This window comes from Pantoea alhagi (genome assembly GCF_002101395.1).
In the GTDB taxonomy this organism is placed as follows: Bacteria; Pseudomonadota; Gammaproteobacteria; order Enterobacterales; family Enterobacteriaceae; genus Mixta; species Mixta alhagi.
On sequence record NZ_CP019706.1, the window covers coordinates 3497311 to 3521105 of the forward strand.

Annotated in this window: 21 protein-coding genes, 2 tRNA genes and 2 other RNA genes; 12 read left to right on the forward strand and 13 right to left on the reverse strand. The window is 50.7% G+C overall.

The genetic code is table 11. The features are described 5' to 3' along the window. Positions 1-43: 43 nt before the first annotated feature. Positions 44-1042, reverse strand: a complete 999-nt coding sequence (gapA, locus tag B1H58_RS16545; protein ID WP_085071557.1) for a glyceraldehyde-3-phosphate dehydrogenase — start codon at positions 1040-1042, stop codon at positions 44-46. 342 nt (positions 1043-1384) lie between these two features. Between gapA and msrB the strand changes: the two genes are divergently transcribed. Both msrB and B1H58_RS16555 read left to right on the forward strand, forming a co-directional pair. After that, positions 1385-1795: a peptide-methionine (R)-S-oxide reductase MsrB gene (msrB, locus tag B1H58_RS16550; RefSeq protein WP_085072347.1), complete on the forward strand. Its 411-nt coding sequence runs from the start codon at positions 1385-1387 to the stop codon at positions 1793-1795. A gap of 4 nt (positions 1796-1799) precedes the next feature. Beyond that, on the forward strand, positions 1800-2081 hold the full coding sequence (locus B1H58_RS16555) for a YeaC family protein (protein WP_085071558.1): 282 nt from the start codon (positions 1800-1802) through the stop codon (positions 2079-2081). A gap of 30 nt (positions 2082-2111) precedes the next feature. On the opposite strand, the gene pncA is transcribed toward B1H58_RS16555, so the two are convergent. The 3 genes from pncA to sppA form a co-directional block, all read right to left on the reverse strand. After that, complete coding sequence (gene pncA, locus B1H58_RS16560) at positions 2112-2723, reverse strand: bifunctional nicotinamidase/pyrazinamidase (RefSeq protein ID WP_085071559.1); 612 nt, start codon at positions 2721-2723, stop codon at positions 2112-2114. A 14-nt stretch (positions 2724-2737) separates the two neighbouring features. Beyond that, positions 2738-3754 (reverse strand): asparaginase, encoded by a 1017-nt coding sequence (gene ansA, locus B1H58_RS16565; protein ID WP_085071560.1) that lies wholly within the window; start codon positions 3752-3754, stop codon positions 2738-2740. 93 nt (positions 3755-3847) lie between these two features. Continuing rightward, the gene (gene sppA, locus B1H58_RS16570) at positions 3848-5704 is read right to left on the reverse strand and encodes a signal peptide peptidase SppA (protein WP_085071561.1); all 1857 of its coding nucleotides are present in this window, start codon (positions 5702-5704) and stop codon (positions 3848-3850) included. Positions 5705-5876: 172 nt separating this feature from the next. Between sppA and B1H58_RS16575 the strand changes: the two genes are divergently transcribed. The 3 genes from B1H58_RS16575 (at position 5877) to B1H58_RS16585 (ending at position 8845) form a co-directional block, all read left to right on the forward strand. Further along, positions 5877-6428 carry an NAD(P)H nitroreductase gene (locus B1H58_RS16575; RefSeq protein WP_085071562.1) on the forward strand — a complete coding sequence of 184 codons (552 nt, stop codon included), beginning with the start codon at positions 5877-5879 and terminating at the stop codon, positions 6426-6428. A gap of 189 nt (positions 6429-6617) precedes the next feature. Next, the gene (locus B1H58_RS16580; RefSeq protein ID WP_085071563.1) at positions 6618-8534 is read left to right on the forward strand and encodes a DNA topoisomerase III; all 1917 of its coding nucleotides are present in this window, start codon (positions 6618-6620) and stop codon (positions 8532-8534) included. Next, positions 8534-8845, forward strand: coding sequence for a YnjH family protein (locus B1H58_RS16585; RefSeq protein ID WP_085071564.1), 312 nt, complete (start codon positions 8534-8536; stop codon positions 8843-8845). Before B1H58_RS16580 ends, B1H58_RS16585 begins: the two co-directional genes overlap by 1 nt. Before the next feature lie 37 nt (positions 8846-8882). Here B1H58_RS16585 and xthA read toward each other — a convergent pair whose 3' ends face one another. The 7 genes from xthA to B1H58_RS16620 all read right to left on the reverse strand — a co-directional run bounded on the left by xthA (position 8883) and on the right by B1H58_RS16620 (position 12025). Further along, on the reverse strand, positions 8883-9689 hold the full coding sequence (gene xthA, locus B1H58_RS16590; protein WP_085071565.1) for an exodeoxyribonuclease III: 807 nt from the start codon (positions 9687-9689) through the stop codon (positions 8883-8885). Positions 9690-9881: 192 nt separating this feature from the next. Beyond that, a non-coding RNA gene (locus B1H58_RS16595) (RtT sRNA) lies at positions 9882-10006 on the reverse strand. 42 nt (positions 10007-10048) lie between these two features. Beyond that, positions 10049-10173, reverse strand: a non-coding RNA gene (locus tag B1H58_RS16600) — RtT sRNA. Between the two features lie 42 nt (positions 10174-10215). Then, positions 10216-10300, reverse strand: a tRNA-Tyr gene (locus tag B1H58_RS16605). Between the two features lie 130 nt (positions 10301-10430). Then, positions 10431-10515 (reverse strand) — tRNA-Tyr (locus B1H58_RS16610). A gap of 149 nt (positions 10516-10664) precedes the next feature. Further along, positions 10665-11513, reverse strand: coding sequence for a formyltetrahydrofolate deformylase (gene purU / locus B1H58_RS16615; protein ID WP_085071566.1), 849 nt, complete (start codon positions 11511-11513; stop codon positions 10665-10667). Between the two features lie 53 nt (positions 11514-11566). Further along, on the reverse strand, positions 11567-12025 hold the full coding sequence (locus tag B1H58_RS16620) for a YchJ family protein (RefSeq protein WP_085071567.1): 459 nt from the start codon (positions 12023-12025) through the stop codon (positions 11567-11569). A gap of 109 nt (positions 12026-12134) precedes the next feature. Between B1H58_RS16620 and rssA the strand changes: the two genes are divergently transcribed. The 5 genes from rssA (at position 12135) to B1H58_RS16645 (ending at position 17635) form a co-directional block, all read left to right on the forward strand. Next, complete coding sequence (rssA, locus tag B1H58_RS16625) at positions 12135-13034, forward strand: patatin-like phospholipase RssA (RefSeq protein ID WP_085071568.1); 900 nt, start codon at positions 12135-12137, stop codon at positions 13032-13034. A 100-nt stretch (positions 13035-13134) separates the two neighbouring features. Then, entirely contained in the window at positions 13135-14148 is a 1014-nt protein-coding gene (gene rssB / locus B1H58_RS16630; RefSeq protein WP_085071569.1) for a two-component system response regulator RssB, read from the forward strand. Between the two features lie 194 nt (positions 14149-14342). Continuing rightward, a complete protein-coding gene (gene galU / locus B1H58_RS16635; RefSeq protein ID WP_085071570.1) occupies positions 14343-15251 on the forward strand; it encodes a UTP--glucose-1-phosphate uridylyltransferase GalU in 909 nt (302 codons plus the stop codon). Positions 15252-15275: 24 nt separating this feature from the next. Further along, positions 15276-16616 (forward strand): UDP-glucose dehydrogenase family protein, encoded by a 1341-nt coding sequence (locus B1H58_RS16640; protein ID WP_085071571.1) that lies wholly within the window; start codon positions 15276-15278, stop codon positions 16614-16616. Between the two features lie 14 nt (positions 16617-16630). Further along, positions 16631-17635 carry an NAD-dependent epimerase gene (locus tag B1H58_RS16645; RefSeq protein ID WP_085071572.1) on the forward strand — a complete coding sequence of 335 codons (1005 nt, stop codon included), beginning with the start codon at positions 16631-16633 and terminating at the stop codon, positions 17633-17635. 131 nt (positions 17636-17766) lie between these two features. On the opposite strand, the gene hns is transcribed toward B1H58_RS16645, so the two are convergent. Next, complete coding sequence (hns, locus tag B1H58_RS16650) at positions 17767-18174, reverse strand: histone-like nucleoid-structuring protein H-NS (RefSeq protein ID WP_085071573.1); 408 nt, start codon at positions 18172-18174, stop codon at positions 17767-17769. Between the two features lie 509 nt (positions 18175-18683). Between hns and tdk the strand changes: the two genes are divergently transcribed. Continuing rightward, a complete protein-coding gene (gene tdk / locus B1H58_RS16655; protein ID WP_085071574.1) occupies positions 18684-19289 on the forward strand; it encodes a thymidine kinase in 606 nt (201 codons plus the stop codon). A 162-nt stretch (positions 19290-19451) separates the two neighbouring features. Here tdk and adhE read toward each other — a convergent pair whose 3' ends face one another. Then, positions 19452-22139 (reverse strand): bifunctional acetaldehyde-CoA/alcohol dehydrogenase, encoded by a 2688-nt coding sequence (gene adhE / locus B1H58_RS16660; protein ID WP_085072348.1) that lies wholly within the window; start codon positions 22137-22139, stop codon positions 19452-19454. A 469-nt stretch (positions 22140-22608) separates the two neighbouring features. On the opposite strand from adhE, the gene B1H58_RS16665 reads away from it, so the two are divergent. Further along, a complete protein-coding gene (locus B1H58_RS16665) occupies positions 22609-23256 on the forward strand; it encodes a YchE family NAAT transporter (RefSeq protein WP_085071575.1) in 648 nt (215 codons plus the stop codon). The last annotated feature ends 539 nt before the right edge of the window (positions 23257-23795 follow it).

The window sequence follows — 23795 nt, forward strand, 5'->3', positions numbered from 1 at the left end:
GGGCGACCGTAGTCGCCCTCTAAGCTTAGTCTGTCACTGTTACTTATTTAGAAGCAACCAGCGCGATCAGATCCAGAACTTTGTGAGAGTAGCCGGTTTCGTTGTCATACCAGGAAACCAGTTTCACGAAGTTGTCGTTCAGTGCGATACCGGCAGCGGCATCGAACACAGAAGTCAGGGTTTCGCCGTTGAAATCGGTAGAAACCACGGCGTCTTCGGTGTAACCCAGAACGCCTTTCATGTCGCCTTCAGAAGCGGCTTTGATTGCTTCACAAATTTCTTTGTAAGAAGCAGGCTTAGCCAGACGCACAGTCAGGTCAACAACGGACACGTTCGGAGTCGGAACGCGGAACGCCATACCAGTCAGTTTACCGTTCAGTTCCGGCAGAACTTTACCTACGGCTTTAGCCGCACCGGTAGAAGACGGGATGATGTTCTGAGCTGCGCCACGGCCGCCGCGCCAGTCTTTGTGAGACGGGCCATCAACGGTTTTCTGCGTTGCGGTAGTTGCGTGAACGGTGGTCATCAGGCCTTCAACGATACCGAATTTGTCGTTGATAACTTTAGCCAGCGGTGCCAGGCAGTTGGTGGTACAGGATGCGTTGGAAACGATGTCCTGGCCAGCATATTTGTCAAAGTTAGCGCCACGAACAAACATCGGGGTGTCATCTTTAGACGGGCCGGTCATTACCACTTTTTTGGCGCCAGCAGCGATGTGTTTGCGTGCAGTTTCGTCGGTCAGGAAGATACCGGTTGCTTCTGCTACTACGTCAACACCGACTTCGTCCCACTTCAGGTTAGCCGGGTCTTTTTCAGAGGTAACACGGATTTTTTTGCCGTTTACGATCAGCGCGCCGTCCTGTACTTCAACGGTGCCTTCGAAGCGGCCGTGCGTTGAGTCATATTTCAGCATGTACGCCATGTATTCCGCGTCCAGCAGATCGTTGATTGCAACGATTTCAACGTCAGAACGTTGCTGCGCAGCACGGAAAACGATGCGACCGATACGACCAAAACCGTTAATACCTACTTTGATAGTCATATATTCCACCAGCTATTTGTTAGTGAATAAAAGGTTGCCTGTAAAATTACAAAATCCTTACCAGGCGTCAAGCGGAATCGTGTCAATTATTGCGACAAATCAAACCTGTGATGGTGAATTTGCAGGTAAAAATGCGCTTCCGCGTCTATTCTCCCGCAGGAGTTTTACGCCTCAATTACCGAATATAAAGGCCTGCCCTGACTGGAAAGTGATCTTCATCACAGTTTAACAGTTAAGCGGCGGTGAAAATTCGCCAGGCACAAAATATTAAGCTGTTCTTGTTAACTGTTTGTTAGAATACTAGCCGATTTTTCCAGAATAACACTGCCAGAGATGATGAAAATGGCTAAAGAATTGAACGATCGTACGCCTGATAACCAGCTTAGTGAAATGCAACGTTATGTTACCCAACAGCGGGGCACTGAGCCGCCGTTCAGCGGCGCGCTGCTGCATAATAAATCGGAAGGTATTTATCACTGTCTGGTATGTAACGCACCGTTGTTTTTATCGGAAACCAAATACGATTCTGGTTGCGGCTGGCCCAGCTTTTATCAGCCTTACAGCGATGATGCGATCCACTATCTGGAAGATAATTCACATGGCATGCAGCGGATTGAAATTCGTTGTGGCAGCTGTGACGCTCATCTTGGCCACGTCTTTCCCGATGGTCCCCAGCCGAGCGGCGAACGCTACTGCGTAAATTCAGCCTCGCTGAGCTTTAGCGATAATGACGGTAATCAGATTAAAGGTTAATACGATGAAATCTGAACTCAAGGCGATAGTCGACGCAATGACCCCTGAGATTTATCAGCGTCTGGCAACGGCAGTAGAAATCGGAAAATGGCCAGATGGCGTGGCGCTTACGGAAGAGCAAAAAGAGCACTGTATGCAACTGGTTATGCTGTGGCAGGCGCAGCACAATCATCAGCCGCAGCATATGAGCATCGGTGCAGGCGGAGAGCTGGTGACCCGTTCGAAACGCGAGCTGAAAGAAGAGTTTGGTATCAGTGACAGCGTCACACGTATCACACTGCAATAATTATCCCGCCAGCACGGCGGGATAATGGCCTTACTGGCGGATCAGTGCGCCGTTTGCCGCCATATCCGCTAAGGCCTGATGGCTGTCCTGCGGCTGTAAGTTAACGCCGCGGCAACCTTCAGCAATCACTTCTACCTCATACCCTAACCGCAGCGCATCCAGCACGCTAAATTTCACGCAGTAGTCTGTCGCCAGACCCATCATGACCAGACGTCTGATGCCCTGCTGACGTAACCAGGCATCGAGCCCGGTCTGGCGGCGATGACCGTTATCAAAAAAGGCGCTGTAACTGTCAATATCAGGCTGCTCACCCTTATGAAATATTTTATCGATTAACGTGCGCCTGAGCGCCGGATGAAAATCTGCACCCTGCGTATGTTGAACAGCATGATCGGGCCACCAAATCTGCGGCAGGCCATTCAGCTCGCCCAGCGTATTGACGGCCTTACCGGAAACCGAAGCAAAACTGCCATGGTTTGCCGGATGCCAGTCCTGCGTGGCAATCACCGGTTCGCCACGTCGATGAAACGCTTCGGCCAATTGATTAGCGACGGCAATGGTCGCGTCGCCGTCGGCCACCGCCAGTGCGCCGCCCGGACAAAAATCATTCTGCAAATCGATAAGGATCAACGCCTGGGTCATAACAGAATCCGCTATTAGTTATCAGAGGTTAGCTCGCCACGCAGATTGACCTGCATTAGCTGCCGCACTTCATCGCAGCTTAACGGCTGACTGAGTAAATAGTGCAGTTTGGTCAGAGTAGCCTCTACCGTCATATCGAAGCCGCCGATCACGCCTGCATGGGCGAGGGCGTTGCCGGTAGCGTAGCCCCCCATATTCACCTTGCCCGACATACATTGGGTAAGGTTAACCACCACAATACCGCGTTCAGAAGCTGCCTGCAGCTCAGCAAGAAACTCGGCGTTTTGCGGCGCATTACCCACGCCGTAAGAACGTAAAATCAACGCTTTTACCGGCTGGCGCAGAAAGTTGCGTACCACCTCAGCGGAAATGCCTGGATAGATGGTCACTACCCCGATTGGCTGAGGCGTAATAGGGTGAACAATCAGTTCGCCTTCGCCTTGTGGGGAAGCGGGCGTATTCAGTCGTCGGATATGAATACCCGCTTCCAGCAGCGGCGGCAAATTGGGCGAGGCAAAGGCATTAAAGCCATCCGCATGGGCTTTGGTGGTGCGATTACCCCGGTAAAGGGTATTGTTAAAAAATAACGACACTTCTTTGATCGGGTAGTTAGCCGCAACGAAGAGTGCGTTCAACAAGTTTTGCTGGCCGTCAGAGCGCAGTTCCGCCAGCGGGATTTGTGACCCTGTCACAATCACCGGCTTGGCCAGATTCTCCAGCATAAAAGAGAGCGCCGAGGCGGTAAACGCCATGGTATCGGTGCCGTGCAAAATCACAAAACCATCGTACAACGCATAATTTTGCTGAATATCGTCTGCAATCGCCTGCCAGTCTTGTGGCGTCATATCCGAAGAGTCGATCAGCGGCTGGTATTCATGAATGGTAAAGTCAGGCATCTCCGGGCGATGAAACTCCGGCATTGCCGACAGCTGCTGCTGAAGGTGACCGGAAACCGGAATATAACCTTGTTCTGAACGCTGCATACCGATGGTTCCGCCGGTATAGGCAACGTAAATGGATTTTTTTTGCATGAAAAGCGACTCAGCTTGGCGGTAAAACCGCAGTATAAGGTAAAGTCTCAGGAAGAGCAGCCCGACCAGCGGCAATACCGGTCGGGCTGAAAGTTATCGTACGTCGCCGCAGGTCAGGCAGAGAGCGTAACGGTTTTGCGGATCGTTCAGGGTTCCCGGAAGCCCGGGCTGCTGTTTCATGGCGCTTACCACATCCGCCATGGGGGCCGGTAGCCAGGCTTTCAGCGTAGCGGGCAGCAGTGCCTGTGCTGAAGCATCCATCTGTCCCAGTACCATGTCAATGAAGGCGGGCTCGTCGGCAAACCAGTTCAGTTGTATATTCTTCACCTTCGCCAGCTCTGCCGCCTTAGTAATAGCATCATCAAAATCACCCAGTGCATCGACCAGGCCATTTGCTTTGGCATCTTCACCGGTCCAGACGTGGCCCTGGGCAATCTGATCGATCTGCTCAGGCGTTTTCTGCCGTGCTTTCGCCACCAGGCCGATAAAGTTGCGATAGCCGTTTTCAATGCTGAGCTGCATCATTTGCTGTACTTCAGGCGGCAGCGCCTTAGTGGTGGCAACGTCCGCCAGCGGCGAGGTCGCTACGCCATCAGTATGCACGCCGATAGCATCCAGCGAATTTTCCACCGTATTGATTACGCCGAAAATGCCGATGGAACCGGTCAATGTCGCCGGGCTGGCAATAATGTAGTTAGCAGGCGTTGAAATCCAGTAACCGCCAGAGGCCGCCATGCCGCCCATGGAAACCACCACCGGTTTGCCTGCTGTACGTGCTGCTGCCAGCTCCTGACGCACCACTTCCGATGCGGTTACGCTGCCGCCCGGGCTGTTTACACGCAGTACAATCGCCTTGATTGCCGGGTCGAGCCGCGCTTCGCGGATCTGCGCCGCGGTGGTATCGCCGCCGACGGATCCCGGCGTCTCTTCGCCATCCATAATTGCGCCATTCGCAAGGATCACGGCGATATTGCCATTCTGCGAGCTGGTATCCTTCACCGGATAGTCATAAATGCTGATAGCGTTGTAATCCTGATCCTGCTTGTCCCAGCCAAACTGTTTGGTAAACAGCTGCTCGGTTTCGGCACGGGTCGCCAGCTGATCCACCAGCTTGTTTTCTTTCGCATAGAGTGCCGTATCGCCGCCGGTTTTTTGCAAACCGCTCAGCAGGCCCTGCGCGCCAGGGAAAAGCTGTTGTGGGCTAATCTGACGGTTAGCGGCAACGGTATTCAGATAGTTTTGCCACAGTTCACCCACCCAACGGCTGTCGGCCTCGCGCGCTGCCGGCGACATATCATCACGCAGGAAAGGCTCTACCGCAGATTTATAGGTGCCGACGCGAAAAACGTGTGAGGTCACTTTCAGCGTGTCGAGCAGGCTTTTGTAGTAAAGCGTGTTGGTGGCAAAGCCGTGCAGATCGACGGTGCCCTGCGGCGAAAGGTAAATTTTATTGGCATAGCTGGCAAGGTAGTATTGCGCCTGACTATAGCTGTCGCCGCTGGCATAAACCGGCTTGCCGCTGTCGCGGAACTCACGCAGCGCCTTGCCGATATACTGCAGAGAAGGCTGGTCGGCCCCGGCAAAGTTACGCAGGTCCAGCACAATTCCGGTGATTTTCTCATCCTCTTTGGCCTGACGGATCGCTGCCACCACATCAAAAAGCGAATTCTCTTTCAAACGATCGCTGCTGGCACCCAACAGCTGACGACCAATTTTGCTGAGCTTGTTGCTGACCGAAGGTTTATCGACCACCACGCCGGAGAGATCGACTTTCAGCGCGCCACGCGGCACCTCTGCCGGTGTGCTGACGCTTTTAATCTGTAGCCAGATCCCTACGCCAATCAACAGCAAAAAGATAAAAAATAAGTTGAGGATGCATTCACGAACAAAGTTCAGCACCCGCCATGTCCATTTAAATAAGCCGGTTATGATTCGCCACAACGTGCGCATGTTTTCTCCATAATCACCAGACAGAGCGCAGAAAAGCAGCTTTTCTGCCAGAATTTCATCCACATCCTAAAGAGCAGTTGGGCAAATGTCAGCAGGAAATCGCACGCGGCTGTAACAAAACGTCAGCCTGTGCTAGTTTGCAGTGAATGCTAATCATTATCAGGAGGCATAAATGGATGCACTGGATTTACTGGTTAACCGTCGTTCCGCATCGCGCTTAGCCGAGCCTGCGCCACAGGGCGAAGCGCTGGACAATATTATACGCGCCGGTATGCGTGCGCCGGATCACGGCACGCTACAGCCATGGCGCTTTCATATTATTGAAAAGCAGGGATTAGAGCGCTTTAGCGCCCTGCTGGAGCAGGCTGCGCGTGACGGAAACATGGATGATAAAGCCATTGAAAAGGCGAAGCAGTCCCCGTTCCGGGCGCCGATGATTATCACCGTGGTTGCGCACTGCGTCGAGCATCATAAAGTGCCGCGCTGGGAGCAGTTGTTATCAGCAGGCTGTGCGGTCATGGCAATGCAAATGGCCGCCGCCGCACAGGGGTTTAACGGTATCTGGCGCAGCGGCGCTTGGACAGATAACGACGCGGTAAGAGCGGCATTTAACTGTCGCGAGCAGGATGCGATTGTCGGCTTCCTTTACCTGGGAACGCCGCAGTTAAAATCATCCACCACCGTTTTACCTCCTGATACCGCCCCCTTCGTCAGTTATTTCTGACAGATCGCGCGCCGTCGTTTTGGCAGGATAAGTTGATTATCCTGCTTTTTATCTACTCCGCCGCAGGGATGGCTTATCACGCCAGAGCGAACGCGTTAACATAGATGGCCGCTCTCATCACGAGCGGTCTGATGCCGATTAAAGCCGGTGTTCCTTATTATCTTGTCTTAAGAGAGCTTTGCCCCATTCATGCGCCTGTTTATTGCTGAAAAGCCAAGCCTGGCCCGCGCCATTGCCGATGTGCTGCCGAAACCACATCGTCGTGGCGATGGTTACATTGCCTGTGGAAACGATCAGATGGTTACCTGGTGCGTGGGGCACCTGTTAGAACAGGCCCAGCCTGACAGCTATGACAGCCGCTATGCGCGCTGGTCGTTAGCGGATTTACCTATCGTGCCGGAAAAGTGGCGTTTGCAGCCGCGTCCTTCCGTGGCGAAACAGTTGAATGTGATCAAAAAACTGCTGGAGCAGGCGGATGAAGTGATCCACGCCGGCGACCCCGATCGCGAAGGACAACTGCTGGTGGATGAGGTGCTGGACTATCTGGCGCTGCCCGCGGCTAAACGTGATAACGTCCAGCGCTGCCTGATTAACGATCTCAATCCGCAGGCCGTGGAGCGTGCCATTAACCGTCTGCGACAAAACAAAGAGTTTATTCCGTTATGTGTATCGGCGCTGGCTCGCGCCCGGGCTGACTGGCTGTATGGCATAAATATGACCCGCGCCTGGACCCTGTTGGGGCGCAATGCTGGTTACGACGGCGTGCTGTCGGTGGGGCGCGTGCAGACGCCGGTATTGGGGCTGGTGGTGCGGCGCGATGAAGAGATCGAAAACTTTATACCGAAAGATTATTTTGAAGTAAAAGCGCATATCGTCACGCCCAAAGAGGAGCGTTTTGTGGCGCTCTGGCAGCCCAGCGACGCCTGTGAACCCTGGCAGGATGAAGAGGGAAGGTTGTTGCATCGTCCGCTGGCGGAACATGTGCTGGCGCGCATTGGCGGTCAGCCTGCGCATGTTACCGGTTATCAGGACAAGCGGGAAAACGATACAGCGCCGCTGCCTTTCTCACTTTCCAGTCTGCAGATTGAAGCGGCCAGACGCTTTGGCCTGAGTGCCCAGACGGTACTGGATACCTGCCAGCGGCTGTATGAAACCCATAAGCTGATTACTTACCCACGCTCCGACAGCCGTTACTTGCCGGATGAGCATTTTGCCGGGCGTCATGCGGTATTAAACGCCATTAGCGCGCATCAGCCTGATATGAAAACCCCGGCCGATTTCGATACCAACCGTAAAAACCGCTGCTGGGATGATAAAAAGGTGGATGCTCACCACGCCATTATTCCTACCGCGCGCAGCAGCGCCGTGCGTCTGAGCGATAATGAGGCCAATATCTATGGGCTGATTGCGCGTCAGTATCTGATGCAGTTTTGCCCGGATGCGGTTTACCGTAAGTGTGTTATTGAGCTGGATATTGCTGGTGGCAAATTTATCGCCAAAGCGCGCTTTCTTGCCGGGGCGGGCTGGCGAGCATTGCTGGGTAGTAAAGAGCGGGATGAGGAAAATGACGGTACGCCATTGCCGGTGGTAGCGAAGGGCGATGAGCTGTTGTGTGAAAAAGGGGAGATCGCTGCGAAACAAACGCAGCCGCCACGGCCCTTTACCGATGCGACGCTGTTATCTGCCATGACCGGCATTGCCCGCTTTGTGCAGGATAAAGATCTAAAGAAAATCCTGCGTGCGACCGATGGTTTAGGAACGGAAGCAACCCGGGCCGGCATTATCGAACTGCTGTTCCGGCGTGCCTTCCTGACCAAAAAGGGCCGTTATATCCATGCGACCGAAGCGGGCAGAGCGTTAATCCACTCTCTGCCGGAAATGGCTGCGCGTCCCGATATGACGGCTCAGTGGGAATCAACGCTGACGAAAATCAGTGAAAAGGCCTGTCGCTATCAGGATTTTATGCAGCCTTTGGTCGCAACGCTGCATGACCTTATTGCGCTGGCGCGTCAGCAAAGCTCGGCGCGCGCCTTTCGGGGCGTAGCGGCACCCGCCGGGAACCAGAAACGTCGTAGTAAAAAGGCGAAAGCAAAGGAGACGGAATAATGAAACTGGCATGGGGCATTATGCTGGCACTGCTGTTAAGCACGGCAGCGCAGGCGCAACGCCATGATTATCATAGCGGCGGCAATCAGCAGAGCGATATAAACAGCGATGTGATAGTGGATATGCCACCGGAAGTCTGGACGCAGGGGCAAAATCGTTCGCAGAATCCGCCCTGTTTGCGTTGCTGTATCTATGAAAATCGTAGCTATACCGAAGGCGCGGTGGTTAAAGCGGAAGGGGTGCTACTGCAGTGCGTACGCGATGAGAAATCGTTAGGCACTAATAATCTGATCTGGCGTATCGTGAAATAACAGCAGGCGTTGCGACAAGCCTCGCAACGCCTGCTGTTTAAAGCTGGAACTCAGCCCAAATCGGCGCATGGTCGGACGGTTTTTCCATCGCGCGGATCTGATAGTCAATGCCGGTATCAATGCAGCGCTCTGCCAGCGCACGCGTGGCCAGCAGCAGATCGATACGCAGGCCACGGTTATCATCAAAACCTCTTGAACGATAATCAAACCAGGAAAAGCGATCGGCGCACGCGGGGTTCGCGGCTCGCCAGGTATCGACCAGACCCCAGTTAAGCAAGCGGTCCATCCACTCCCGTTCTTCCGGCAGGAAAGAACATTTACCGGTACGCAGCCATCGCTTACGACTATCTTCACCGATACCAATGTCCAGATCGCTGCTGCTGATATTCATATCGCCCATCACTAAAACCCGATCGTCCGCCGTCAGGTGGGTTTCCAGATAGTTTTGCAGATCGCGGTAAAATTTTTCCTTTGCCGGAAATTTTGTCGGATGGTCACGGCTTTCGCCCTGCGGAAAATAGCCGTTAATCACGGTAATATTCCCGGATGGTGCGGGGATTTGCGCAATAATCAGACGGCGCTGCGCCTCTTCATCATCCTCAGGAAAACCGCGCTGTACCATAAGCGGCATTTCACGGGTCAACAGGGCTACGCCATAATGGCTTTTCTGTCCATGATAAAAGACGTGATAACCCAGCTTGCTGACATCCTCCAGCGGGAACATATCATCATGAACCTTGGTTTCCTGCAGGCCGATAACGTCAGGATTATGCTGCTGAATCAGCGCTTCCAGCTGATGGGGGCGAGCGCGTAGCCCGTTGATATTGAAAGAGATGAATTTCATATTGCGATAACTGCACAGTAAAAAGATGGCAGGATGTTAACAGAGATGTTTTGCTGATGACAGTATGTAAACCGGATTGCGCACGTTGTCTCGCGCTGCTCGACTCGAACCTTGTCGAAGCTTCTCACCTTCTCCCGATGGGGAAGATGCTGCATTAGCGCTGAGTTGGAAAACAGAGAGAGTATACAAAGATGGTGGTGGGAGAAGGATGACTCGTCGCTGCGCTCCTCACCCTGCGGGCCGTGCTGCGCACGTTGTCTCGCGCTGCTCGACTCGAACCTTGTCGAAGCTTCTCACCTTCTCCCGATGGGGAAGATGTGGCTTTACAGTTGAATTTACTAAAGGGGAGCATGCAAAGATGGTGGTGGGAGAAGGATGACTCGTCGCTGCGCTCCTCACCCTGCGGGCCGTGCTGCGCACGTTGTCTCGCGCTGCTCGACTCGAACCTTGTCGAAGCTTCTCACCTTCTCCCGATGGGGAAGATGTGGCTTTACAGTTGAATTTACTAAAGGGGAGTATGCAAAGATGGTGGTGGGAGAAGGATTCGAACCTTCGAAGTCTGTGACGGCAGATTTACAGTCTGCTCCCTTTGGCCGCTCGGGAATCCCACCAGATAAAACAGGTTTGCTCTTATTGTCGCTTTCAGCTTCATCAGTCATCAAAATGATTGATGCCAGATTTGCCCGTAAAACTCGCCAGCATGCCCGACGGATTTTACTCCTCTGCGCTGAAACAGAAGAGTGGTGGTGGGAGAAGGATTCGAACCTTCGAAGTCTGTGACGGCAGATTTACAGTCTGCTCCCTTTGGCCGCTCGGGAATCCCACCACGAATCAGGACAATATTGCCTGAAAGCGGGGCGCATCATAACAAATGAAACGATGCTGTAAAGCGCCCCACGAAAAAAAGCGGTCTGTTCGCCGTTTTTTTACCCACGCCGCCGCTTTGTTGAACAGCCGGCGTCGGTAAAGCTTAACTTAAAGAATAATCGTGCGGTTGCCGTAGACAAAAACGCGCTGTCCCAGCACTTTATATAGCGCACGGCTTAACACATTTTTTTCGACGTCGCGTCCCGCACGCATCATCTCTTCTGCCGTATAGCTGTGGTCAACGTTAATCACGTCCTGCATGATGATTGGGCCTTCATCCAGGTTGTCATTTACGTAGTGCGCGGTGGCACCGATAATTTTTACCCCGCGTTCGTACGCCTGGTGATAAGGGCGCGCACCGATAAACGCCGGCAGGAACGAGTGGTGAATATTAATGATCTGATTCGGGTAACGTTGCACAAAAGCGGGCGTCAGAACGCGCATATATTTTGCCAGTACCACGTAATCAGGCTGATAGCGATCGATCTGCTCCGCCATCTGGTTATCGTGCTCTTCTCGCGTCAGCCCTTCATGGCTCACCAGAACAAAAGGAATATCGAAGCGCTCCACCAGCGAACGCAGCGTATCGTGGTTGCCGATAACGGCGGCGATTTCCATATCCAGCCCGCCGAAAGCGCTTTTCATCAGTAGGTCGCCCAGGCAGTGTGCCTCTTTGGTAACCAGAATCACCACGCGACGACGTCCGGCACATTGCAGTTCACGAACCGAACCCTGCGGGAGCGCGCTGTCCAGATCCGCCAACAGCGTCGTATCGTTAAAAATGCCTTCCAGTTCAGTGCGCATAAAAAAGCGCCCGGTGCGATGATCGACAAACTCATTGTTTTGCACGATGTTAAGCTCGTGCTTGTAGCAAATGTTAGTGATCTTGGCGATAAGGCCCTTGGCGTCAGGGCAAATAGTTCGAAGTACTTTACGTTGTAAGTTCTGCGCTTGCATGAGTTATCAATCCTGTCGAAGCGGGATAGCAGTGAATCTGAACGGCACCAGCATTACTGGCCGCAACACTTTTTGTATTTTTTTTCGGAGCCACAGGGACAGCGGTCATTACGACCCACCTGGGGTGCGGTTCCATCAATATAGTACCAGCGTTGATCCTCACGGACAAAGCGCGAGCGTTCATAAACCGCCCCTGTGCGGCCATTTTCACTATAACGCGCAAAAAATGTCACATAAGCTTCATTATCATGACTTCCCGCCTCGCGGGCGACGATGGTCAGCCCTTGCCAAACGGTTTGTGGAAAACTTTCAGATAAGGCCTGGCGCAGTTGTGAAGTACGATGCGTGCTGTGCCAGGTCGCCAGTAAATAATCAACGTCATGTCGGGCATAGGCTGTATAGCGGGAACGCATTAGCGCTTCCGGGCTGGGAGGGATATGCTCGCCACTTAGATAGGGACCGCAACATAGGCTATACTGCAATCCGCTGCAGCATGGGCAATTTTCAGACACGTGAACTCCAGATTTTGCAACAACAGGGCAAAAGACGTTATTTTACGTTATGTTATCTGACCCGAACGTATAACGCTATTCAATGAAAAGGGGTGAAAACAGGAATGCAATGAGACAGGTAAAAATAGGACTGGCGCTGGGCTCAGGTGCCGCCAAAGGATGGGCACATATTGGCGTAATTGATGCGTTGTTGAGTGCAGGGATCCGTATTGATGTTATTGCTGGCTGCTCTGTTGGCGCATTGGTTGGCGCAGCCTGCGCGACCGAACGATTGCCGTTGTTAGAAAAGTGGGTAAGATCCTTTGGTTACTGGGATGTGATTCGGTTGATGGATTTTTCATGGCAGCGGGGCGGTTTACTGCGAGGTAATCGCGTATTTAACCACATTCGTCGTTTAATGCCTGATGAGTCTATCGAACAGTGTCATATTCGTTTTGGCGCGGTAGCCACCAACCTGAGCACCGGGCGAGAGCTATGGCTAACCGAAGGCGATTTGCATCAGGCGGTACGTGCCTCATGCAGTATGCCGGGACTGTTGCCGCCGGTCAGACATAATGGCTATTGGCTGGTGGATGGCGCGGTGGTGAATCCCGTTCCGATCTCTCTGACCAGAGCGTTGGGAGCAGATATTGTTATTGCTGTTGATTTACAGCACGATGCGCATCTCATGCAGCAGGATCTCTTCTCTGCCACACCCATGCAAAACATGCCGGAGGAATCTGTATCCTGGCGCGGCAGGCTGCGCCAACGTTTGGCACAACATTTAACACAGCGACGAACATCTCTTTCGCCGGGTGCGATGGAGATTATGACAACCTCAATTCAGGTACTTGAAAATCGCCTCAAGCGTCACCGCATGGCAGGGGACCCGCCGGATGTATTAATACAGCCTTATTGTCCCCAGATTAGTACGCTTGATTTTCATCGTGCAGAGGAAGCGATTGCAGCCGGAAGAGCCGCAGTTGAGAAAAAAATGGATGAATTATTACCGTTAGTACAAAGCCGGTAATGAGAATGGGTCAATCACACATGTTACTTCAGGCAATTCTGACAGGCACAAGTGCGTTTTTTGAACCACTATTGAGTTATCTGGCTTACGGGGGAAAACAATGGAAAAACCATTAAATGGAAAACAGATCTTGATCGTGGAAGATGAGGCTGTTTTTCGCTCCCTGCTGGAAAATTTCTTGTACTCGCTTGGCGCTACACTATTGGTAGCCAGCGATGGTCTTGATGCTATCGAAACGTTGCGCTTTCATCAGCCCGATATGCTGATTTGCGACTTAGAAATGCCTCGTATGAATGGCATCAAGTTAGTGGAACACTTACGCACCAACGGCAACCAGGTTCCCATTTTGGTCATTTCTGCTACTGAGCAGATGTCCGATATTGCACACGTTCTGCGTCTTGGCGTACAGGATGTGCTGCTTAAACCGATCAAAGATATGGAGCGCCTGCGTGAGGCGGTCTACGAGTGCCTCTATCCATCAATGTTTACTTCTCAGGTTGAAGAAGAAGAGCAGTTGTTTCAGGACTGGGATGCGTTAGTCAGCGATCCCACTGCGGCCGCCAAGCTACTTAAACAGCTACAGCCGCCGGTTCAGCAGGTTATCGCTAACTGCCGGATGAACTATCGGCAGCTTACGATGGCGGAACAGCCTGGACTGGTCCTGGATATCGCGGCTTTATCTGACAAAGATCTGGCCTTTTACTGCCTGGACGTGACGCGTGCCGGTGATAATGGCGTGCTGGCTGCGCTGCTGTTACGCGCGTTATTCAACGGGCTGCTGCAGGAGCAGCTTTCCGGGCAGAAGCAGCGTTTACCTGAATTAAGCAGCGTGCTTAAACAGGTTAATTTGTTATTGCGTCAGGCAAATCTTAAGGGGCAGTTTCCATTATTAGTCGGGTATTATCATCAAACCTATAAAAACCTGATTTTGGTCTCTGCTGGTTTAAACGCAACGCTGAACATTAGCGGACAAGAAATACAACTCAGAAATGGTGTGCCTTTGGGCACAATGGGTAGTACACATCTCAATCAAATTAACCAGCAGGGCGATGCATGGCAATGTCAGGTCTGGGGGAATGGAGGGCGGCTGCGTCTGATGTTGTCGCCTGAATAACAAGCGAATGCTTTTTATTTTTGCGCCGCCCAGACAGACCTTAGTATAAGTTTTACACTTGGGTAATAATCTTAATTTAGCCGGGAAGAAGTTATCCAGGATAAATCCGGCGCCCCTTAACTGATATACTCGTTTCGTTTTTTAAATCGACATATCAAGTATTAACTTGAACGGCCTATAAGAGAGGTATCTTAATGTCTGCCTATAAGTCAAAAGTAAAAAAAGCGGTAATCCCCGTTGCCGGTTTAGGGACGCGCATGCTGCCCGCAACCAAAGCCATTCCAAAGGAAATGTTGCCGCTGGTTGATAAGCCGTTAATTCAGTATGTCGTTAACGAATGTATCGCTGCCGGGATCAATGAGATTGTGCTGGTTACGCACTCGTCAAAGAACTCCATTGAGAACCATTTTGATACCAGTTTTGAACTGGAGGCGATGCTGGAAAAACGCGTTAAGCGTCAGCTGCTGGATGAAATTCAGTCTATTTGTCCGCCGCACGTTACCATCATGCAGGTGCGTCAGGGCATTGCAAAAGGCCTGGGTCACGCAGTCATGTGCGCGCATCCGCTGGTGGGCGATGAGCCAGTTGCGGTGATTCTGCCAGACGTCATTATCGATGAGTATGAGTCTAACTCCACCAAAGATAACCTGGCTGAAATGCTGAACCGTTTCGACGAAAGTGGCCGTAGCCAGATCATGGTAGAGCCGGTAGCAGACGTTACGGCTTACGGCGTTGTTGATTGCCAGGGTGCCGAACTGCAGCCGGGCGACAGCGCGCCGATGGTTGGCGTGGTAGAAAAACCGAAAGCCAACGAAGCACCGTCTAATCTGGCCGTTGTTGGTCGTTATGTACTTTCTGCCGATATTTGGCCGCTGCTGGCTAAAACGCCTCCGGGCGCAGGCGGTGAAGTTCAGCTGACCGACTCTATTGCCATGCTGATGGAAAAAGAGACCGTAGAAGCTTATCACCTGAAAGGCGTTAGCCATGACTGCGGCAACAAGCTGGGTTATATGCAGGCTTTCGTTGAGTATGGTCTGCGTCATCCGTCACTGGGCAGCGATTTCAAACAGTGGCTGAACGATACAGTTGAAAATAAAAAGTAATTCACACAGCAACAGGATAACGCAATGAAAGTCACCGTATTTGGTATCGGCTATGTGGGTCTGGTTCAGGCTGCGGTATTGGCCGAAGTCGGACATGACGTTCTTTGTATTGATGTCGACGAAAACAAAGTCGAAAATCTGAAGAAAGGGATCATTCCCATTTATGAGCCAGGTCTGACGCCGCTGGTTAAGCAAAACTATGAAGCGGGTCGACTGAATTTTACTACCAATGCCGAAGAAGGCGTTAAACATGGCGTTATGCAGTTTATCGCCGTGGGTACGCCGCCGGATGAGGATGGCTCTGCCGATCTGAAATATGTTACTGCGGTAGCGCGTACCATTGCTCAATATATGGATGAGCATAAAGTGGTGCTGGACAAGTCTACTGTACCGGTCGGAACAGCTGACCGCGTGCGTAACGTCATGCAGGAAACCCTTAAGGCGCGTGGGCTGGATTTGACCTTTGATGTGGTCTCTAACCCTGAGTTCCTGAAAGAAGGTGCCGCAGTAAGCGACTGCATGCGTCCTGAGCGTATCGTAGTCGGAACGGATAACGATGAAGTCGTTGAGCTGCTGCGCGAGCTGTATGAGCCGTTTAACCGCAATCACGATCGTCTGATTCTGATGGATATCCGTAGCGCTGAGTTAACCAAGTATGCGGCAAACTGCATGCTGGCGACCAAAATCAGCTTCATGAACGAAATCTCCAACCTGGCGGAACGTCTGGGCGCAGATATTGAGAAAGTGCGTCAGGGTATTGGTTCAGATTCCCGTATCGGCTATCACTTCATTTACCCGGGCTGCGGCTACGGCGGTTCCTGCTTCCCGAAAGATGTACAGGCGCTGATCCGTACGGCGGAAACCATTGGCTATAAACCTCGTCTGCTGCAGGCGGTGGAAGCTGTCAATGACGATCAGAAACTCAAGCTGCCGACCTTTATCAAGCGCCATTTCGGTGACGATCTTAAGGGTAAAACCTTTGCGCTGTGGGGACTGTCATTTAAACCCAATACCGACGATATGCGTGAAGCGTCCAGCCGCGTGCTGATGGAAACGCTGTGGGCTGCAGGCGCAACGGTACAGGCGTTCGATCCGGAAGCGATGGATGAAGCTCAGCGTATCTATGGTCATCGTGCGGACCTGAAGCTGATGGGAACAAAAGAAGCCGCTCTGCAGGGTGCAGACGCGCTGGTTATTTGTACCGAATGGCAGAACTTCCGTGCGCCGGACTTCGACGTCATTAAAAATGCCTTAAAACAACCCGTGATTTTTGATGGTCGTAACCTGTATGATCCAGAAAGAATTAGCAAACGCGGTTTTGTTTATTATGCAATTGGCCGCGGAGCGTCTATTCAAATTGCATAATTAATGAGGTAAATATGAACTATCTGGTTACCGGCGCGGCAGGGTTTATTGGTTTTCACGTTACCCAACGCCTTCTGTCGGCCGGTCACCAGGTTGTCGGTCTCGACAACCTGAATGATTATTATGATGTAAATCTCAAACGTGCCCGCCTTAATCAAATCACTTCTTCCGACTTTACTTTTATCGAAGGCGATTTATCTGACAGGGATGCAATAGCCTCGCTGTTTGCACAGCATCGTTTCCAGCGTGTTATTCATCTGGGGGCGCAGGCAGGTGTTCGTTATTCTATTGATAATCCACATGCATATGCAGACGCTAATCTGACGGGGCACCTTAATATTCTTGAGGGCTGTCGTCATCATAAAATCGAGCATTTGCTGTACGCCTCTTCCAGTTCTGTTTACGGTCTGAACCGTAAAATGCCATTTTCCACCGACGATAGCGTAGACCATCCGGTTTCGCTTTATGCGGCAACGAAAAAAGCTAATGAACTGATGTCGCATACTTATTCACATCTTTACGGTATCCCAACGACCGGTTTGCGCTTCTTTACCGTCTACGGACCGTGGGGACGTCCGGATATGGCCCTGTTTAAATTCACCCGAGCTATTATCGCGGGCGAAAGGATCGACGTTTATAACAATGGTCAAATGCGCCGCGATTTTACTTATATTGACGATATCACCGAGTCGATTTTCCGCCTGCAGGATGTGATACCGCAAAAAGATCCCGACTGGACAGTTGAAACAGGCTCGCCTGCCACCAGCTCTGCGCCTTATCGTGTTTATAATATTGGTAACAGTCAGCCTGTAACGCTAATGGCTTATATAGAAGCCCTGGAGAAAGCGCTGGGTACAGAGGCGCAGAAAAATATGCTGCCGATGCAGCCGGGCGATGTGCTGGAAACCAGTGCGGATACGCAGGCGCTGTACGAGGTGATCGGATTTAAACCGCAAACGGGCGTGGAAGAGGGCATCAAACGCTTTGTGGAGTGGTACCGGGCTTTTTATAAGGTCTGAGTTAAGTAATTAAAAAAAGGAAGCCTGGGGCTTCCTTTTTTTGGGTGTGGCCTGGCATGACAAATACGATAAAAAGACCAATAAAAAACCCCATAACAAAATGGGGTTAAGAGAAGCACCCTGAACAGGAATTACAGCAGAAAATCATCCAGCTGCTTGCCTTCCTCTTCAATGGCTTTCTTGATTACCGCAGGAGTACGGCCCTGGCCTGTCCAGGTTTTGCTTTCGCCATTTTCATCAACGTATTTATATTTAGCCGGACGTGCAGCACGCTTGGCTTTGCCACTTGTTTTAGTTGCTGCCATAGTTTGCAGCAGTTCATTCGGATCAATGCCGTCGGCAATCAGCATTTCGCGGTACTGCTGAAGTTTACGCGTACGCTCTTCAATTTCAGCCTGCGCCTGACTTTCTTCTTCGCGGCGCTCATTAACGACCACTTCCAGTTTTTCCAGCATTTCTTCCAGAGTTTCCAGAGTACATTCTCTGGCCTGGGCGCGCAGTGTACGGATGTTGTTCAGAATTTTAAGTGCTTCGCTCATTGTCCTAATCTCAAAATATATTGGGTGGGAGAAATGTTCTGCCTGATAATAATAGAGGTGGAAAAAAGGAACTGCAATAGTTAATTTTGTAAGAAATTCACAAAGTCTTATTAAAGTGAGATTTGCATAACGCAATTGGGGGAAAGTTATAGTTGTCTCAGGCGAAAATAAGCCAGTCCCATTAAAAGCTATCATTAAACGGCCTTGGGCTTACAAGGGATTATCTGTTCATCCTGGTGCTTAAAATCGTCGTATAACCTAAAGCGTTAGCCTCATTAAGCTTAAAGTGCAAAGGTTCAGAGCGGCTAAAAAAAGGCCATAATAAGAACAGGGATTGAGGTTTTATCATTTAATGCCGCGGACAGAGATTATGCGTTACTGCGGATGATGTTAAACAAGCGCCGCGGTTAAACAACATAATCATATTGCAGGTTATCCAGCCGGCACTACTGAGGCTATGATACAATCGTCGGCGTTTTTGTTTAACCCTTTTGGCGGAGTTCAGCCCTATGGCTCAGCTTTATTTCTATTACTCGGCAATGAATGCCGGGAAATCCACCGCATTGTTGCAATCTTCTTATAATTATCAGGAAAGGGGCATGCGGACTTTGGTCTGGACTGCGGAGATAGACGATCGCTTCGGTAGTGGTAAAGTCAGCTCACGCATTGGCCTTTCGTCACCGGCTAAATTGTTTAACAATCAGACTTTGCTGATGCATGAAATTACTGAAGAATATGAAAAAAAGCCGATACATTGCATACTTGTTGATGAATGCCAATTTTTGACGCGCGAACAAGTTCGAGAACTTTCTGATGTCGTCGATTATCTGGATATACCCGTATTGTGTTATGGCTTGCGCACTGATTTCCGTGGTGAATTATTTAGCGGAAGCCAGTATTTATTAGCCTGGGCTGATAAACTTATCGAATTAAAAACCATTTGCCATTGCGGCCGTAAAGCCGGGATGGTGCTACGTCTTGACAGTGAGGGTAAGCCCTATGCCGAAGGCGAGCAGGTGGTTATCGGCGGTAACGAGCGCTATGTTTCTGTGTGTCGCAAGCATTATAAGGATGCGCTGGTAAAAGGCGTTTTACAGCCCGCAGAGCCTTCCTGAAAGGAGAGGGGTAGGCTGCAGCGCCAGACGCGTTACAGAGGCTTACAGGGCGTTTTATGCAGGAAGTGAAGCGTCGGGAAATCAGTACAGAACACCGGGGATGCGTCCAGACGACAGAGATAAAAAAAACCCGCCAAAGCGGGTTTTTTTATGGTCTGAGAATCAAACTTTTTTAGCTTTCTTCTCTACTTTAGCCTCTTTGACCGGCTGAGCAATGATCGCTTCAGAGACAGATTCAAAGGGTTCTGCATATTCGCGACCGTAGAAGGTATCAAGCATGATCTGTTTCAGCTCAGCAATCAGCGGGTAACGCGGGTTAGCGCCGGTACACTGATCATCAAACGCGTCATCAGCCAGCTTATCGACTTTCGCCAGAAAATCAGCTTCCTGAACGCCTGCCTCGCGAATCGATTTCGGAATACCCAACTGGGCTTTCATCTCTTCCAGCCACGCCAGCAGTTTCTCGATTTTCTGCGCCGTGCGGTCGCCGGCAGCGCTCAGACCAAGGTGGTCGGCGATTTCGGCATAACGACGGCGAGCCTGCGGACGATCGTACTGGCTGAACGCTGTCTGTTTGGTCGGATTGTCATTAGCGTTATAGCGAATAACATTCGAGATCAGCAGGGCATTAGCCAGGCCGTGCGGGATATGGAATTCAGACCCCAGTTTATGCGCCATTGAGTGACACACCCCAAGGAAAGCATTCGCAAAAGCGATACCGGCAATGGTTGCGGCGTTATGAACGCGTTCACGCGCTACTGGATTTTTCGCACCATCGCGATAGCTGTCTGCCAGATTGTCTTTCAGCAGCTTAAGGGCCTGCAGCGCCTGACCATCAGAGTACTCATTGGCCAACACGGAAACATAGGCTTCCAGCGCGTGGGTTACCGCATCAAGACCACCAAAAGCGGCCAGCGATTTCGGCATATTCATCACGAGGTTGGCATCTACGATAGCCATATCCGGCGTCAGCGCGTAATCAGCCAGCGGATATTTCTGGCCGGTGGCATCATCGGTCACCACCGCAAACGGCGTAACTTCTGAACCGGTGCCTGAAGTGGTGGTCACCGCAATCATCTTCGCCTTCACGCCCATTTTCGGGAACTTATAGATACGTTTACGGATATCCATAAAGCGCAGAGCCAGCTCTTCGAAATGGGTTTCAGGATGCTCGTACATGACCCACATGATTTTGGCTGCGTCCATTGGAGAGCCGCCGCCAAGGGCAATGATCACATCCGGTTTAAAGGAGTGCATCTGTTCAGCGCCTTTGCGCACGATGCTCAGCGTTGGGTCGGCTTCCACTTCAAAGAAAATTTCGGTTTCGACGCCGTGAGATTTCAGTACAGAGGTAATCTGATCGGCATAACCGTTATTGAACAGGAAGCGGTCGGTCACGATAAAGGCGCGTTTTGCTCCGTCAGAAGCTACCTCTTCCAGGGCGATAGGCAGAGAGCCACGACGGAAATAAATAGATTTTGGAAGTTTGTGCCACAACATATTTTCAGCTCGCTTGGCCACGGTTTTCTTATTGATAAGATGCTTAGGACCGACGTTTTCAGAAATTGAGTTGCCGCCCCATGAACCACAGCCCAGCGTCAGAGAAGGCGCCAGTTTAAAGTTATACAGGTCGCCGATACCGCCCTGTGAAGCTGGCGTATTGATCAGGATGCGCGCGGTTTTCATTTTGTCGCCAAAATAATTTACGCGTTCATGCTGGTTGTCCTGGTCGGTATACAGACAAGAGGTATGACCGATACCGCCCATCGCCACCAGTTTCTCTGCTTTTGCCACAGCCTGTTCAAAGTTATCTGCGCGGTACATTGCCAGCGTAGGCGAAAGTTTTTCGTGGGCGAAAGGTTCAGATTCGTCCACCAACTGCACTTCGCCAATCAGAATTTTGGTGCTTGCCGGTACATGGATGCCTGCCATTTCGGCAATTTTCACTGCCGGCTGACCCACGATGGCTGCATTCAGCCCGCCGTTTTTCAGGATGATATCCTGTACGGCTTTCAGCTCTGTGCCCTGTAACAGGTAACCGCCGTGGCTGGCGAAACGCTCACGTACTGCATCATATACGGCGTCTACCACGATAACGGACTGCTCTGAAGCGCAAATGACGCCGTTATCGAAAGTCTTGGACATCAAAATAGAGGCCACGGCACGCTTGATATCTGCGGTTTCGTCAATAACGACCGGGGTATTCCCCGCGCCGACGCCGATAGCGGGTTTACCAGAGCTGTAAGCTGCTTTTACCATCCCCGGGCCACCGGTTGCCAGAATCAGGTTAATGTCCGGATGATGCATCAGTTGGTTAGAAAGCTCTACGGAAGGCTGGTCAATCCAGCCGATAATATCTTTTGGCGCACCAGCGGCGATGGCAGCCTGCAGCACGATATCCGCTGCTTTATTGGTAGCGTCTTTCGCTCGCGGATGTGGAGAGAAGATAATACCGTTACGGGTTTTAAGGCTGATCAGCGCCTTAAAGATAGCGGTGGAGGTTGGGTTAGTAGTAGGGACGATACCGCAAATTAGGCCGGTGGGTTCAGCAATGGTAATGGTGCCGAAAGTCTCGTCAGTTTCCAGAATACCGCAGGTTTTTTCATCTTTATAGGCATTGTAAATATATTCTGAAGCGAAGTGGTTTTTAATCACTTTATCTTCCACAATACCCATTCCAGATTCTGCTACCGCCATTTTTGCCAGCGGAATACGCGCGTCGGCAGCAGCCAGCGCGGCGGCGCGGAAAATTTTATCAACCTGCTCTTGAGTGAAATTGGCGTATTCGCGCTGCGCTTGTTTTACACGTTCAACAAGTGCGTTAAGTTCAGCGACATTGGTAACGGCCATAATGCTCTCCTGATGGAAGTTAAACTCTTTTAGTAAACAGGCCAGGCTGAATGCGGCATTACGCTTTGGAGCGGGCAAATAACGCATTTTGCGCTTTACTTACTCCGTGCTGTTTACTGAAAGAGTTTCTATGGCGAAGGCGTTGGTAAATGACAGCGCGCCTCGTTATCAATTCCTTTTGATGAGGCCAGCTTACCTGGATCGGGGTAGATGCTTGTTGATTTAGATCAAGATTCCTTGAAGCTGACACCTTTCAGCATGATTATTTTTTGACCAAAATCAGATTTTGACTAATCTACCGTAACAACAATTTTTTTCGCATCATTAGCTAAACAATCTTTTAACAATGGATTTTTTTCCTGCGTTGAGGGGTAATTACAGCTTTTTAGACTGGGGTTGTCCGCTGGCAAGCGGATGATATTTACTTTAAATTAAGGCGGTTATTATTGGCGCATTTGCGGAGTAGTTTGTGAATACCCTTGCACTGGATCTGTCCGGCTATATTAAATTTTTTGTTGGCCTGTTTGCGCTGGTGAACCCCATCGGGATTATTCCTGTTTTTATTAGCATGACCAGCTACCAGCCGGTGGCCGAAAGAAACAGAACCAACCTGACGGCGAACCTTGCTGTGGCGATTATCCTCTGGACATCGCTGTTTCTGGGTGATGCCATTCTGCATATCTTTGGTATCTCTATCGACTCTTTCCGTATTGCAGGCGGCATCCTGGTGGTGACCATTGCCATGTCGATGATTAGCGGTAAGCTGGGCGAAGATAAGCAAAATAAACAGGAGAAATCAGAAACGGCGGTACGCGAAAGCATTGGCGTTGTGCCGCTGGCATTGCCATTAATGGCTGGCCCGGGGGCCATTAGCTCAACTATCGTCTGGAGCACGCGTTATCACAGTTGGGTAAACCTGCTGGCCTTTAGCATCGCCATTGCGCTATTTGCCTTTTGCTGTTGGCTTTTGTTTCGCGCCGCGCCGGTTATGGTGCGCGTGCTGGGCCAAACCGGCATCAACGTTATTACCCGTATCATGGGGTTATTACTTATGGCATTGGGCATAGAATTTATTGTTACTGGCCTTAGAGCAAGCTTCCCTGGCTTGCTTAATTAACCTTTCATAACCGATGTCTGCGTGACATCGGTTATGAGCTTTACTCTTCCGCGCTGAACAACTTAATTTTCCCTTTGAACCATTTCTTTGCCCTTAAAAAGTGCAATTGTGCACTTTTCTGCACTCTTTTGGTGCTGTTATTCATAACTCTTAATAACAGATGCTAATTATTAGTTTAATTGCTGATTTTTCTGTGACTTTGGTTTGTCTGCCCAGAAATGTGATTATTTTCACATCAGTTACTGCGTAATACTTTTCATCTGACAGATTTTTATCAGCTGTTTTGCTTTATTGATAGATGATCATTCTATGTGAAGCATTTGTTATGATTTTTTGCCGCTTTTTCAGGCGCTTTTCATAATAAGTGGTCCTCTAAATCAGACTTGTGGCTATTTTTTCTTTTGATATCAAAGAAATAAATGATAATTCAACTGTAAAAATAACGCTTCCGTGTAAAGAGCGATCATGATAAAAGAGAAATAGATAACATTTTTACTATTTGTTTTTGGCACAAAAAAAATCATCTGTTAACTTCCGAT